A 14,151-nucleotide genomic window follows, 5' to 3' on the forward strand; every position below is an offset into this window, starting at 1 on the left:
GGCAGGCCGCGGTGGCTCGAGTAGGCCGCGAGCGCCCGCCTCCGCTCCCGCGCATCCAGCAACATCCTCCGCCCGCACGACCCCCAGCGCACCCACCAGCAGCCGGCCCCACCCTCGGTCACCAGCCCAACCGCAGCGCTCGACCCCGTCAGGCGATCACTTGCACAAGGTCCACCCAGTTTCTGTTATTGACTCGCCGTCCCCCCGTCTCCTGTACATGCACGCGACACGACAGAGCAGTCGGCGCACCATGCTCAGGGCCCCGGGGGCCGCAGTCGTCGGTCTAGCCGGCGTCGCCACCCCCTCGGTGGCCGGGGGCGGAGCCTTCGCGCACCCCGCCCTCCTCCACACCGGCACCGACCTCACCCGCATGGCCGCCAAGGCGAAGGCCCGCGCCGCGCCCCACGCCGCCGGGTACGCGAAGCTGACCGCCAACCCGCACTCACAGAGCGGCTGCACGGACCGTGACCAGGCCATCGTGTACCGGGGCGTGGAACTGCACCCCCGCAGCACGTGGCCGCAGAACAACGGGATGACCCGACAGCCGGTAAGAATTTTGTGCTCACAGGCTAGACACAACCAACGTCCATATCCGTTAATCCATCCCATGTGTCAGCGAAGATCCGCGTTCCATATTTCGGACGACGTTTGAAAAGTCGAACCACGTGAGGAAGGTGTCGCCGGTCTGTCGGCCGTAAGGCGCCGCGTCCGCAGCACACAAGCCCGTGAACGCGCCACGCCCGACCGTCGGACGTGTGAGCCGGCACATCAAAAGTCCAAGCAGTCGCTCTGCCGTATCGAAAGGGTCAAGATGTCTTCCTCCGTCAGCAGGCGTCGTCTCCTGCAACTGGCCGGGACCACCGTGGCCGCCTCTGCCACCGGATCCTTCCTGGGCGCGTCTTCCGCCCAAGCGGCCATCACCCCCGCGAGGACCGACATCGGGGTCTTGGCGCACCCCTTCGAACTCGGCCGGGTCCGACTCACCGCGAGCCGGTGGCTGGACAACCAGAACCGCACCCAGAACTACCTGCGGTTCATCGATGTCGACCGGCTGCTGTACAACTTCCGCGCCACCCACAAGCTGTCCACCAACGGCGCGGCCGCCACCGGCGGTTGGGACGCGCCGAACTTCGGCTTCCGCACCCACATCCAGGGGCACTTCCTCACGGCATGGGCACAGGCGTACGCCGTGACCGGGGACACCACCTGCCGGGACAAGGCCACCTACATGGTCGCGGAGTTGGCCAAGTGCCAGGCCAACAACAGCGCCGCCGGCTTCAACGCCGGGTACCTCTCCGGCTACCCCGAGTCCAACTTCACTGCTCTCGAGCAGGGAACCAGTGGCGAGGTGCTGTACTACACGATCCACAAGACCCTCACCGGCCTGCTGGACGTATGGCGCCACATCGGCAGCACACAAGCCCGGGACGTGCTCCTCGCCCTGGCCGGATGGGTCGACTGGCGCACCGGCCGGCTGACCACCCAGCAGATGCAGACCATGCTGCGCGTCGAGTTCGGCGGCATGAACGCCGTGCTGACCGATCTCTACCAGCAGACGGGCGACGCGCGGTGGCTCACCGTCGCCCAGCGGTTCGACCACGCCGCGGTGTTCGACCCGCTGGCGGCCAACCAGGACCAGCTCAACGGCATTCACGCCAACACGCAGGTACCCAAGTGGATCGGTGCCGCCCGGGAGTACAAGGCCACCGGCACCACCCGCTACCGGGACATCGCCACCAACGCCTGGGACATCACCGTCAACGCGCACACCTACGCCATCGGCGGCAACAGCCAGGCGGAGCACTTCCGCGCCCCGAACGCCATCGCCGGCTACCTGACCAACGACACGTGCGAAAGCTGCAACACCATCAACATGCTCACCCTCACCCGGGAGCTGTTCACGCTGGACCCGAACCGCGTCGCGCTGTTCGACTACTACGAGCGGGCATGGCTGAACCAGATCATCGGCCAGCAGAACCCGGCCGACGACCACGGCCACGTCACCTACTTCACCCCCCTCAAGCCGGGAGGCCGGCGCGGTGTGGGCCCGGCGTTGGGCGGCGGCACCTGGAGCACCGACTACGGCACCTTCTGGTGCTGCCAGGGCACGGGCCTGGAGATGCACACCAGGCTGATGGACTCCATCTACTTCCACAACGACACCACGCTGACCGTGAACATGTTCGTGCCGTCGGTGCTCACTTGGACGGAGCGCGGTATCACCGTCACCCAGACGACGACCTACCCTGTCAGCGACACGACGACCCTTCAGGTCACCGGCAGCGTCAGCGGAACGTGGGCGATGCGCATCCGTATACCGAGTTGGACCACCGGGGCCACCGTCAGCGTCAATGGCCTCGCGCAGAACATCACCACCACGCCCGGCAGTTACGCCACCCTGAACCGCTCGTGGGCCTCCGGCGACACGGTCACCGTCCGCCTGCCCATGCGGATCGGCATCCGAGCGGCCAACGACAACGCGAACGTCGCCGCGATCACCTACGGCCCGGTGGTCCTGGCCGGCAACTACGGTGACACCACGCTCAGTTCCCTCCCGTCGCTGACCACGTCCTCGGTCAAACGGACCAGCAGCAGTTCACTCGCCTTCACCGCCACCTCCAGCGGTTCCACCGTCAACCTGGGCCCGTTCTACGACGCGCACGGCTTCAACTACACCGTCTACTGGAACACCACCGGCAACACCGTCCGTCTCGCCAACGCGGCAAGCGGTCTCCTGCTGGGCATCCAGAACATGTCCACGGCCAACGGCGGCCGCGCTCTGCAATGGACGGACAACGGCACCGCCGATCACAACTGGGAAATGATCACTGACGGAAGCGCGGTCCGATTCCGCAACGCCAACAGCGGCAAGGTGCTCGGCGTCCTGAACATGGACACGGCAGACGGTGCGACCGTCCTGCAGTGGTCGGACAACGGCACCGCCGACCACAAATGGATCCTGCTCGACCAGGGCGACGGGACCTACAAGATCCGCAACGTGAACAGCGGCAAGCTGCTCGCCATCGCGGGCAACTCCACCGCGGCCGGCGCGTTCGCGGTCCAGGACGCGGACGACGGCACCGCCGACAACCGCTGGCGCATCGTGCTGAACTAGCGTCCGTCACGGAAGGAGGGCTTGGTCGTTCTCCTTGGCCTCAACATGGGGTGAGGAACCTGGAGTTGGATCGTTCCGGGCGCGTTGTGGGAGATCGCGAAGCCGCTGACCCCACCGTCCAGGGTGCGGTCGCTAGGCGGCGGAACGCAGGACACGCCCGATGAGACGCTGTTTGCGGCGATCGTCCGCGTCCTGGAGAGCGGGTGCGCATGGCGCGCCTTTCCGCCGTGCTTCGGGATATCGAAGTCGACGGCTCACCGACGGTTCCTGATCTGGTCGAGAGCGGGTGTCTGGGGCCGCCTGCACGAGGCCGTCGTGCACCGACTGGGCGACGCCGGCCTCGTCGATGTCACCCGCGTCGTCCTGGATTCCGTGCTGGGATTGGTGTCTGCGCTGGCCGGGCTCATCGTCCCTACGGTGGTCACCTCGGTGGACGCGGCTGGGGTGCGCTGACGCATCGCCCCCATGCTGCCTGGGTGAGTTCTGGGCTGCCATGGAACGTCCACTTCAGGTCGGCCGACCGGCGAGGGTTCCTCGCGGCAGATCGGGAGGACGTCGCCGAGCTCCGGCTGCGGTGTCCCACCGTTGCGACGAGCCCGGCCCTGCAGGAGCAGGCCGGCTCGCTTCGGTTGCCGCGAGCGGTCCGTAGATGACCGAGTAGATCGCACAGATACCGGCCTATGCGCCAGGACGAGGGAGTCGATGCCGGGGTGATGACGTTCCAGGTCTGATCAGAAGATACGGGTCAGGGCGCGGGCGAGGTTGTCCAGCGTGCTGTAGTCCAGGCGGAGCCGTGGCTCTTCCAGGTAATCGATCAACAACGCACGGAACGGCTCGCAGGTCACACCGTGGCGGTCGACGAGCTGTTCGCAGGTGAGCTGTGCTGACACGGTCGAGGAATCGGAGCAGCTGGGCTGGTGTGTCGAGCGCGGACACGACGGCCCGGCTGCCCCGGCCTGGGTGAAGCGGATGCCTCCGCCGGACTCGGAGACCCCTGCCCGCTCGAAGATGGCCGTGGACCGGCTGATCGTCCGGCGCGAAGTCCACCTGCGGGAGAAGACGCTGTTGCGGATGCTGAACGAGACCGTCGCGCGGGCGGAGGAGATCCTCGTCGTCAACATCGAGGAGCTGGACCTTGCCGCTCGCAGGGCCCCGGTGAAGGCCAAGGGCTCGAAGCCGCGTACCCGCCGCCGAGGTGTCCCGCGCGAGGACTACGTCATGGAGCCCGTGTACTGGGACGCCGGCACCGCCCGCCTGCCGCCCCGGCTGATCAAGGGCCGCGCGCGCGGGCCGGTGTTCGTCACTCACCGCAAGCCGGTTCCAGCAAGGTCCTCGCGCCGCGTTACGTGTGCCCGGACATCGGGCTGGTCCGGCCAGCCTGCCCATGCTGATGGCGAAGTCCCGGTACAAGAAGCCGGAGAACGTACGGCGCTGCGTCCACCCCTCGGCGGAGGCGGTCGCCGAAGTCACCAGCCTGCTCGCGCCCGAAGACAGCAGACGCTGAGGTCTTGGCCAAGGCTGAAGCCTACGACCGGAACTCGTCGGCTTCACCTATGCGGCGGGGTTCGTGGACAGGAGCCGGGCGAGCCAGTCGGTGCGGGTGCGGCGGGCTGTTGCCGAGATGTGTGCCTGTGGGTACAGGGCATCGAATCCGTGGAAGCCGCCTGCCCAGACGTGGAGTTCGGCCTGGCCGCCGGCCGCCCAGATGCGGGTGGCGTAGTCGGTGTCCTCGTCGCGGAAGACTTCGGCGGAGCCGGTGTCGATGTAGGTGGCCGGCAGGCCCGCGAGGTCGTCGGCCAGGGCGGGTGAGACGTACGCGGGTACCTCGTCGTCGGTGAGGTCGCCGAGGAGGCAGCGCCATCCGAATCCGTTCATCTCGCGGGTCCAGACGCCGGGCCCGTTCGCGTATTGGAGGCTGGAGTTGGTGGTGTTGCGGTGGTCGAGCATGGGGCCGATCAGGACTTGGGCGGCGATCGTCGGGGTGCCCAGGTCGCGGGCCAGCAGCGTGACGCCGGCGGCGAGGCCGCCGCCCGCGCTGGCGCCCGCGACGATGATCCGGGCGGGGTCGATGCCCAGTTCGGCGGCGTGGTCGGCGATCCAGAGCAGTCCCCGGTAGCAGTCGTCGACCGGGATGGTGCCGGTGGACTCGGGCGCGAGCCGGTAGTCGACGGAGACCACGACGGCGCCGAACTCGTCGAGCCACTCCAGCGGGATGTCGATCTGTGAGAAGCGGTCGCCCATGACCATTCCGCCGCCGTGCATCCAGTAGACGCAGGGTGCGGCAGCGGTGCGATCGCTGTTCGCGGGGCTGAAGACGGACAAGGGGATCGGGGTGCCGTCCGGACTCGCGACGGTGACCTCGCGCCGGTCGATGGCGCGACCTTCGAGGAGGGGTTCGACGGGCATCGAGGAGAAGGGGCGTACCTGCGCCAGCACTTCCGGGCTGAGCTGGGACATCAGCGGCATGTCGGCCAGCAGTTCATGCAGTTCGGGGTCGAGGGAGGGGCGTGCTGTGGTCATGGTCGTTGCCTCTCGTGGGTGGCGGCGGGACGGTCGGGTGAGGACGGGGGCCACCTCGGCGGGCACCGAGGCGGCAGCGGCTGGGGTGTTCGGCGGGTCAGAGGGCGAATTTGCCGCGGACCGGAACATGGTCGGTGTACTCGGAGTCCTTGGCGAGCAGCGGGGCGATCTGCGCCACGAGGGCCTGGGCGGTCCGGCCGGCGAAGACGCGGTGGTGGTCCTCCTCGCTGGTCCAGCCTTCGGCGACGTGGACGACGTCGGGGTCGGACGCGGAGCGGGAGACGAGGTAGACGAGGCAGTATTCGCTCGCGCCGGGGCTGCCCTCGTTCAGTCCGGTCAGCAGCAGGTCGACGAGCTGGTCGCCCATACCGGGCCTGGCGGTCAGGGTGGCGCTGAAGCCGTAGTCGGCAATCATGGATTCCTTCTCTTCCTCTGCGGTGATGGAGTGCGGTGATTCCATTCAAGCGCGTTGACCTGCGGAAACGTTAGACCGATACTCGTTCGCCCTTGCACGATCCTCGCGACTTCGGGAGCCACGGCGCGGAATGGTGCTGCAATGGACGCATGTACCTCGAAGAACTCCGCACTCTGCTGGCCCGCCATGCGCGGCCCGACTGGACCACCGCCGTCGACGGCGTCCTCATCTCGAAGGTCGACCGCCCTGATCCGCCGGCACCTTCGATGTCCGGCACGCTCCTGGCGGTCATCGCCCAGGGCGCCAAACGCCTCGCCCTGGGCGAGAGGGTGTTCGAGTACGGGCCCGGGCAGTACCTGGTCGCATCCGTCGATCTGCCTGTCACCGGGCAGTTCACGCAGGCCGACCCCGAGCAGCCGGCGCTGGGGTTCGGTCTCGTCCTGGAACCGTCCGCAGTTGCCGAGCTGTTGCTTGAGGCCGGGCCCGGAGACGCCTCCCGGAGCAGCGGGGGCGCGCCGTCGGGGATCGCCGTCAGTGACGCTCCGGCCGCACTGCTGGACGCGGTGGTACGGCTGTTGCGCCTGCTCGACGAGCCCCGCGACCGGGCCGTACTGGCCCCGCTGGTCAAGCGCGAGATCCTGTGGCGTCTGATCACCGGCGAGCAGGGTGCGACGGTTCGCCAGCTCGGCCTGGCCGACAGCAGCCTCAGTCACATCTCGAGGGCCGTGCGCTGGATCCGCGAGCACTACGCGCAGCCCTTCCGGGTCGAGGACGTGGCGCGGCAGTCCGGCATGGGCGTCTCCGCCTTCTACCGCAACTTCCAAGCGGTGACCGCGATGAGCCCCATCCAGTTCCAGAAGCAGATCCGGCTCCAGGAGGCCCGGCTGCTGCTCGCCACCCACCCCGGAGACGTCACCGGAGTCGGCCACCGCGTCGGCTACGACAATCCGTCGCAGTTCAGCCGGGAGTACCGCCGCCAGTTCGGCGCGCCCCCCAGCCAGGACGCCGCCCGCCTGCGTCAGGCCGTGCGTGCGCCGGCAGGTCTCCTGCCCTGAGCTGGGTGGCCTTACTGGAGGATCGTGCAAGGAGTGGCGAGGATAGTTCTACTATCTGCGCAGGTCAGAGCGATTCAATGGGATCACCGGTTCTCCCGGGGAGCAGGAAAATGCCTGCCCACCCGTGTGGATCCCACCACATCGCAAAGGGGCACACCATGAAGACAGTTCTGATCACCGGAACCTCATCCGGGTACGGGCGGGAGACCGCCCTCTACTTCCACTCGCAGGGGTGGAACGTCATCGCCACGATGCGGACGCCGCGTCCAGGCGTCCTTCCCGAGCCGGACCGGCTCCGCGTCATCGAGCTCGACGTGACCAGGCCCAAGAGCATCACCGCCGCGTTCGAGGCCGCGGGCCCCATCGATGTCCTGGTCAACAACGCGGGCGTGCCCTCGATCAACGTGTTCGAGGGCACCCCCATGGCCCGAGTGCGGGAGGTCTTCGAGACCAACACGTTCGGCGTGATGGCGATGACGCAGGCGGTGCTGCCCCAATTCCGCGAGCGTGGCTCCGGCGTGGTGGTCAACGTGACCTCGAGCGTGGTGCTGGGGCACATGCCGCTCTCGGCCGTCTACAAGGCGAGCAAGACGGCCATCGAGGGGTTCACCGCATCCCTCGCGCTCGAGCTCGCGCCCTTCGGTGTACAGGCGAAGACGGTCCAGCCGGGCGCCTGCCTGACGACGAACTTCGCGGCCAACGCGACGAAGGGCGCCTCGCTGGACGAGCTGGTCCCGGCGCCCTACGCACCATGGGCGAAGAAGGCCATGAGCGACTTCACGGGCCAGGACCTGTTCACCAAGGAGAGCGACGTCGCCGAGACAGTGTGGCGAGCCGTGCACGACACGACAGGCCAGCTGCGATTCCCCGCCGGCCCCGACGCGGTCTCGCTCTCCCAGGCGCAGTGATCAGCCGGCAGGCAAGGTCACGCCCCACTGATGCCAGGAGCCGGCCCCGCGTCCACGCAGCGGGTCGGCTCGCCGCCGGGCGCTCATCCCGATGAACGGGAACCTGACCAACGAGATCAAGCGCCACTTCCGCGACAAGGGCTGGGCGGTGCACGTACCGCGGCGCCTGCAGGAGCTGTGACTGGCGCTCACGACGGCCACGGCAGAGCCCTCCCACTCCACGCTGTCCTTGTCCGTCCCCGACACCGACGACGACGCTCCGGCTGTCGCGGGCAGACTGGGAGCGGACGAAGCGGTGCTGGAGAGCGTCGAGTACCGCGCGTCGCTCAAACCGCTGCTGGAGAACCTCCCGCCCCGGGAGAAGCGGATCCCGCTGGTGCGCTTCTTCGGCAGCATGGCCCAGTCGCAGATCGCGCAGGAGGTCGGCATCTCCCAGATGCATGTCTCCCGTCTGCCGGCCCGCACTCTGGCCCAGCTGTGGGAAAGGCTCCTGGTGGAGGAGTGGGCAGTGCCGCGCTGACGCTTTGACCCTGAAGCTGCCGCACCGTTTGTTCGCGAGGGCGGGCCGCATACGGCATTCACGTCCTGCGGTGGAGCTCGCCCCGCCCTGCCCCTCCAGCTGAGGAGGGGCGGGGTCTGAGGGCGGGCCCGGCAGGGGTGGGGAGCTCCAGCTGAACCCACAGCGCATGACGGCGCGGCGAGGAAGCGGATCCGCCACGCTGCCAGACGGCTACTCGCCGGAGTCGGCCGGTGCGGCGGTGTCGGGGGCGGTGTAGTAGACGGACTTGCCCTGCTTGGTGCGCTGGGCCTGGCTCTTGGCCACGAGCCCTTCGAGGGTGGTGCGCACGACGGTGGTCTTGACGGTGCGCCCCGGATGCAGCTGTTCCAGCGCGGTGGTGATCTCGGCGGCGGAACGCGGTTCGTCCTGGCCCGTCAGGTGTTCGCGCACGAGGTCGACGAGCGTGGTCGATGTGGCCGATGCCTTGGCGGCGGTCTTCTTGCCGCTTCGCTTCTTGGGGGCGGCGCTCTTCTTGGCCGAGCCCGAAGTGCCAGTGGTCTTCTTGCGTGCGGCAGGCAACGACGCGGCGGATTCAGCTGCGGGTGCGGCAGCCGGCGCAGGGACACCGAGAGCCTGCTGGAGGTTCACCAGGACAGTGTGGTCGTGCTGCACAGAGGCCAACCGCGCCTGAAGTGCTTCGATTTCACCGCTGAGGTCTTCTTGCTCCTTCAGGTTGCGCTCGAGGTCACTGGCCACCTGGGCGCTGTATTGCGAGGTCAACTCGGTGGTTTCGGGCATGGTGCTCACACCTTTCCGGGGCGCTGTGGGCCAGCGAGCACTTTGCTCGTGGCGTACGCGAAAGCCAACACGTATGTGCTCTGCGCCTGGTGCCTTGCGACCAGGGGCAGCCATCACTGCACAGTTGTGTTTGCAGAGATAGTACGGAAGACATCCGCATCCTTCTCCGCTGCATGTCTGAGAGACAGCAGATCCGAACATGACGGCGCTCAATGCGCACAGGTGTCTGACCGGCCGGGATGGCCCGGCGAGGGGGAACCGGCTGCCAGTGCACCTCGTCGGTGTCCCGCTGGAGGTGCCAGGCTGACAGGGCGCGGTCGGCCACCGGCCGGTCGAGCAGCGCTTGGGTCTGCTGGGGGAGTGCCGGCACAGGCGTGCCACGGTGGCCAGATCGGGGGCGGGGACCGGAGCGCTGTAGGCGGCCGGCACCAGGGCGGTCAGCCGTTCTGCCGGTATAGCGGTCGGCACGGTGAAAGACGTCGGTGGCCATGCCTCGTAAAAATCCGGACACCGAGTTCGCCGGTCTGACGATGAAGGCCGCTCACGTGTCCATCCAACCAGTCAGCGCACCCCTCCGGTAACTGCTTTGCGGATGCGGGACGCCAACGGGGCGCCCTTCAACTGGTTGACAGGGTCATAGCCATCGTGCGAGCGCACGACCTCGACGCCGAGAGGCCTCGCTCATCGAGCACGCCCACGACGACGAGAGACAGACACGTCGCAGCGGCGCACCGCACCTCACCTCACCCACTGCCTCGCCGTCGTAGCCATGGTTGCCGAACTCGGCATGCCGCGAGCCGGGATCTGCTGCACGAAATCGACGACACACCCTGCCCGCCGGACCGCGTGCAGGAGCACTTCGGACAGGGCACCGCCAGCTGATATCGGACGTCCGCGCCGCCAAGCCCGGAGCGGCCCCGTTCAACGGGCGCAACCTCGAAACAGCGGGGCAGGTTTGCCGGCCGAGCCGCAAGGAGTCTCGTAGCTTCTGTCGCCTGAACCGTGCAAAGGCTGGTTCCGCAGTGATTTCGCCGCCGAAGATCGACGATGACGGAGCCCCTCACACCAGACGACGACAACGGGTGGGTGACGTGGCCAGCCTGATCGGGCGCCAGGAGCATGCAGTGAATGTGGATTACCACGGATGGGCCTTGCAGGACTTCGACGACGCACAGGTTCCTGTGCTGTTCCCCGAGGGCTTCGAGACCGGCACCTTCCCTTACTGCTCACCCTGGGCGCCTTGATCTCTAAGGCGCCGGACACACTCACACCGCGTCCGTGACCGTGGAGGTCTGAGACGGGGAGCCTGTAGTGCCGACCGGAGAGTGGGACGAGTCAGCCCTGGCCGGCATCGCTTGTTCTTCGGGCAAGTTGCGCGCCGGCGGGATGGCGGCAGGACCGATGCCAGAGGCGATCGAGTTGTCGGACGGGACCGGCGTCCGGACGGTACGAGTGGTGTGCACCGGCCGTGAGGCAGCAGCTGCGCAGACCTAGGGCCTGTGTGGCGTTGTGATCAGCCAGTTGCCTTCAGCAGGTCGTTGATCCAGATCATTGAGGCACGGAGGTGGAGGCCGGCGAGGTAACTCTCGGGCGACTTGTCGTATCGAGTGGCGATGCCCCGCCAGGCCTTCAGCTTGTTGATGAGCCGCTCGACCGTGTTCCGCTCCTTGTAAAGATCACTGTCGTGGCACGTGGGGCGGCCGCCCCGGTGGCCCTTCTTCTTCCGGTTGGCGGCCTGGTCCTTCTTCTCCGGAATGACTGCTTTGATGCCGCGTTTGCGCAGGTAAGAGCGGTTGGCGCGGGACGAGTAGGCCTTGTCCGCGGCGACAGCGCCGGGCCGGGTTCGAGGCCGGCCCACAGGCAGACGGACCCGAATCTTCTGCAACACGGGGACGAACTGCGGGCTGTCGCCGGCCTGTCCTGCGGTCAGCACGAGGGACAGCGGACGGCACCTGCGGTCCGCGGCGAGATGAATCTTGCTCGTCAGTCCGCCACGGGATCTGCCGAGCAGGGCCTGGTTCAGCCGGAACTTGCGCCGCCGCCGGATACGCCGTCGCTCTTCCTGCTCGGGGTCGTCCCCGCCGTCCTGCCCGTTCTGTCCCGGCGGGCCGCCCCTTTTTGCCGGGCCCGCTCCTGTTCGGCGGCGGCTTCCTCAAGGGCGTCCATGACGTCCTTGCCGAGGTGCATCCCGGCGGCGTCCTGGTGGGCGCGGGCCGTAGTGGAGTCCACGCTGACCAGGGATAAGTCCGTCTGTCCCCGGCGAGCGGCCTCGGCGATCATGCCCTCCAGAAGAGCGGAGAAGACCCCGGCGTCCCGCCAGACGCGAAAGCGCCCGTAGACCGTCGGCCACGGTCCGAACTCGGAGGGCATCTCGCGCCACTGGGCGCTGGAGCGGAACCGCCAGATCACCCCCTCGAACTGCTCCCGCAGCCGCTCGGGGTACGGGCCGTACTCGCCTATCGGCAGGTACGGCTCGATGAACTCCCACTGCTCGTTGGTGAGTTGCGTACGTGTCACACCCAGCGTCCTACCAGGCCCCACCCCCGCACGGGACCAGAACCCGAGAATGATCACGACCTCACACAGGCCCTAGCACGGTGTGGTGCACGGAGTCGAGCGCTGTATCGCGCCCGAATGTCAGGACGCACGTGTGGAAAGAGCGGTGTCGGAGAGCCCGGCCGCGGCGCGCTCCGTACGAGAGGAGCTGCCGGGGATCTCGTACGGGTGTGTGCGCCGCGGGCCGACGACGGGCGTGGTCACCTGTGGGCGGCGCGGTTCATCTCGACGACGTCCTCCAGGGTGGGATCGGCACCGAGGGCGGCGAAGCGCTCCCCCATGCTCTCCCGGACCGCCGCGTCCTTGACGCGATCGGCCGCGGCGAGGGCTGTCGGCAGTTCGTCCAGGGTCAGCTCGGTGCAGTAGGCGGGGCCCATCGGCTGCTGACGCCAGGAATCGGCCAGCGTGCCGGCGTCGTAGGGGTCGAATCCGGTGTCGTCCACCAACCGCATGACCACCCGCTTCGCCTGCTCCGAGTCGCCTGCGACCGGGATGGCGATGCGGCCCGGGGTGCCCGCCGGGACACCCTTCGTCCGCTGGGTTTCGGCCAGAGCGGCGTTCCATGCCTTGATCACGGGGCGCCCGAGGAGTTCGGAGGTGTACACGCTCTCTATGGCGCCGCCCTCCACTGCCTCGATGCGGCCGCTGAGGTGCGGGTAGTAGTTGGAGGTATCGATGACCAGCGTGCCGACGGGGGCGGAGACGAACAGGCCGGCCAGCTGTCCCGCCACGCCGAAGGGGATGGCCAGGATGACGGCGTCCCTGTCCTTGACGGCGTCGCCGAGGGCCACGGCGCGGGCGCCGGTCTCCAGTACGCCGGGGGCGACGGCTTCGGGCCCGCGAGCGTCGGCCACTTGGACGTCGTGACCGGCTTCGCTGAGCTTGCGGGCGAGGTTGCCGCCGATCGTTCCAGTTCCGATAACAGAAATTTTCATATTTTGTCCTTCTAGTAGGCGCACCACTCCCAGGCCGGGGTGATGCGATCACTGCGAGGCCGCGGAGTGCGGAGAAAGGGCCGGGACATCGCCCTGCAGGGGCTTACGCCTCGGTGTCCCGCTCGCGGTAGCCGACTGCGATGAGTGCGCGGACGCGGTCCAGTGACTCTTCCTCCGCGGCACCGGCACCCTTGAGCCAGGCGACGGAGATGGCCACGAGGAACAGGTCGTATCCCTTCACCGACTGGCGTACGCAGCCCGCCCGCTGAGCGGCCTGTACGTACTCCTCGGTGGCGGAGATGACGGTGTCGCAGGGCAGCGTGAGCGGGTTGTCCGGATCCTGCGCCCTGGCCGCGGCCATGAGTGGCTCGGGCAGGCCGCTGAACGCGCTGAAGTACTCCTCCAGCGCGCGCAGCCATTGCTCCAGCGCCTTGTCGGCGTCGCCGAGGCGCGCGATCTCTTCCTGACGGGCGACCAGTTCCTCGGAGCGCGTCTGCAGCACGGCAGCCAGCAGCGCTTCCCGGGTGGGGAAGTGCCGGTACAGGGTGCCGGGGCCGACGCCCGCCTCCTTGGCCACCGCCTCCAGGGACGTGCCGACCCCGTACTTCAGGAAGTGACGCTGAGCCGCTTCCAGAAGGGCGGCACGGTTGCGCTGGACATCCGCACGGGGCTTGCGCCCCTGCTGTCCTCCGGTGCTCATACGCCCTCCTGGCTCACGTGATCCTTCGGCTCCGAAAAAACGGAGGCTACCTCCGGGATGGCTCCACGGTAAAACGGAGGCAGCATCCGGTCAAGCTGGAGACACCACCGGCAGGACGATCCGAGGCGGCCGGAAGAGGTCGTGGAGGATCTGCTCTGCCCCCGTTTGACGGCCCAGGACCAGCGGACACGATGGCCGTCGCGGTGCGGGGATCTGCCGTCTCGCTTGCGGTGGCAGGCCACGGCGAAGGCGATTGGGATCCAGGCCTTCGTGTCGCTGGAGTCGATCCGATCTGATCCGCATTGCGGAGGGGGCCACTACCTGGTGCGGACGGGCAGGTGGCGGCGAAGCCCTGCAAGCTGCTGCGCCAGGCCCTGGGCAGGTCGTCGAAGGTAGCGATCGCCAAGTACGCCTGGTCGGGGCGGGAGCGCCTGGGTCTGCTGCGGCTGCGTGACGATGCGATCGTTTTGCACGCGATGCGCTGGCCGGATGAGGTCCGGGATCCGGCCGCTGCCGGACCCGCCGCACAAGGCGGTGTCGGAGGAGGAGCTCGAGGGGGCGCTAGCCCTCATCGACGGCCTGAGTCGGGAGGACCTCGAAGGTGCAGAGTTCACCGACACCAACAGCCTCATGACCCGACCGACCCGCTC

At 68.1% G+C, this 14,151-nt stretch carries 10 protein-coding genes and 5 pseudogenes; 8 read left to right on the top strand and 7 right to left on the bottom strand.

The features are described from left to right. The first annotated feature begins 811 nt into the window (after positions 1-811). Both RKD20_RS45600 and RKD20_RS45605 read left to right on the top strand, forming a co-directional pair. A complete protein-coding gene (locus tag RKD20_RS45600) occupies positions 812-3,115 on the top strand; it encodes a beta-L-arabinofuranosidase domain-containing protein (protein ID WP_424882902.1) in 2,304 nt (767 codons plus the stop codon). 69 nt (positions 3,116-3,184) lie between these two features. After that, positions 3,185-3,487 (top strand): annotated as a pseudogene (locus RKD20_RS45605) (transposase); the annotation flags it as partial. A 359-nt stretch (positions 3,488-3,846) separates the two neighbouring features. Here RKD20_RS45605 and RKD20_RS45610 read toward each other — a convergent pair. Then, entirely contained in the window at positions 3,847-4,005 is a 159-nt protein-coding gene (locus RKD20_RS45610; protein WP_424882903.1) for a hypothetical protein, read from the bottom strand. 19 nt (positions 4,006-4,024) lie between these two features. Here RKD20_RS45610 and RKD20_RS45615 point away from each other — a divergent pair. Beyond that, positions 4,025-4,619, top strand: a pseudogene (locus RKD20_RS45615) (site-specific integrase); the annotation flags it as partial. A 47-nt stretch (positions 4,620-4,666) separates the two neighbouring features. Here RKD20_RS45615 and RKD20_RS45620 read toward each other — a convergent pair. Further along, entirely contained in the window at positions 4,667-5,635 is a 969-nt protein-coding gene (locus RKD20_RS45620) for an alpha/beta hydrolase (protein ID WP_424882904.1), read from the bottom strand. 97 nt (positions 5,636-5,732) lie between these two features. Next, complete coding sequence (locus tag RKD20_RS45625) at positions 5,733-6,050, bottom strand: putative quinol monooxygenase (RefSeq protein WP_424882905.1); 318 nt, start codon at positions 6,048-6,050, stop codon at positions 5,733-5,735. 149 nt (positions 6,051-6,199) lie between these two features. Here RKD20_RS45625 and RKD20_RS45630 point away from each other — a divergent pair, with 149 nt between their 5' ends. From RKD20_RS45630 to RKD20_RS45640, 3 genes and pseudogenes are all read left to right on the top strand, one after another. Beyond that, entirely contained in the window at positions 6,200-7,105 is a 906-nt protein-coding gene (locus RKD20_RS45630) for an AraC family transcriptional regulator (RefSeq protein WP_424882906.1), read from the top strand. Positions 7,106-7,263: 158 nt separating this feature from the next. Further along, entirely contained in the window at positions 7,264-8,013 is a 750-nt protein-coding gene (locus RKD20_RS45635) for an SDR family oxidoreductase (protein WP_424882907.1), read from the top strand. Positions 8,014-8,116: 103 nt separating this feature from the next. Then, a pseudogene (locus RKD20_RS45640) lies at positions 8,117-8,533 on the top strand (sigma-70 family RNA polymerase sigma factor); the annotation flags it as partial. 210 nt (positions 8,534-8,743) lie between these two features. Here RKD20_RS45640 and RKD20_RS45645 read toward each other — a convergent pair. Further along, positions 8,744-9,310 carry a hypothetical protein gene (locus RKD20_RS45645; protein ID WP_424882908.1) on the bottom strand — a complete coding sequence of 189 codons (567 nt, stop codon included), beginning with the start codon at positions 9,308-9,310 and terminating at the stop codon, positions 8,744-8,746. Positions 9,311-10,401: 1,091 nt separating this feature from the next. Between RKD20_RS45645 and RKD20_RS45650 the strand changes: the two genes are divergently transcribed. Continuing rightward, complete coding sequence (locus RKD20_RS45650; RefSeq protein ID WP_424882909.1) at positions 10,402-10,554, top strand: hypothetical protein; 153 nt, start codon at positions 10,402-10,404, stop codon at positions 10,552-10,554. A 269-nt stretch (positions 10,555-10,823) separates the two neighbouring features. On the opposite strand, the pseudogene RKD20_RS45655 reads toward RKD20_RS45650, so the two are convergent. The 3 genes and pseudogenes from RKD20_RS45655 to RKD20_RS45665 form a co-directional block, all read right to left on the bottom strand. After that, a pseudogene (locus tag RKD20_RS45655) lies at positions 10,824-11,827 on the bottom strand (IS5 family transposase). 239 nt (positions 11,828-12,066) lie between these two features. Beyond that, a complete protein-coding gene (locus RKD20_RS45660) occupies positions 12,067-12,801 on the bottom strand; it encodes an NADPH-dependent F420 reductase (RefSeq protein ID WP_424882910.1) in 735 nt (244 codons plus the stop codon). 103 nt (positions 12,802-12,904) lie between these two features. Next, entirely contained in the window at positions 12,905-13,501 is a 597-nt protein-coding gene (locus RKD20_RS45665) for a TetR family transcriptional regulator (protein ID WP_424882911.1), read from the bottom strand. A gap of 338 nt (positions 13,502-13,839) precedes the next feature. Here RKD20_RS45665 and RKD20_RS45670 point away from each other — a divergent pair. After that, positions 13,840-13,947, top strand: a pseudogene (locus RKD20_RS45670) (Ku protein); the annotation flags it as partial. Between the last annotated feature and the right edge of the window lie 204 nt (positions 13,948-14,151).

Source organism: Streptomyces sp. SLBN-8D4 (assembly GCF_049739545.1).
Classification (GTDB): domain Bacteria; phylum Actinomycetota; class Actinomycetes; order Streptomycetales; family Streptomycetaceae; genus Streptomyces; species Streptomyces canus_C.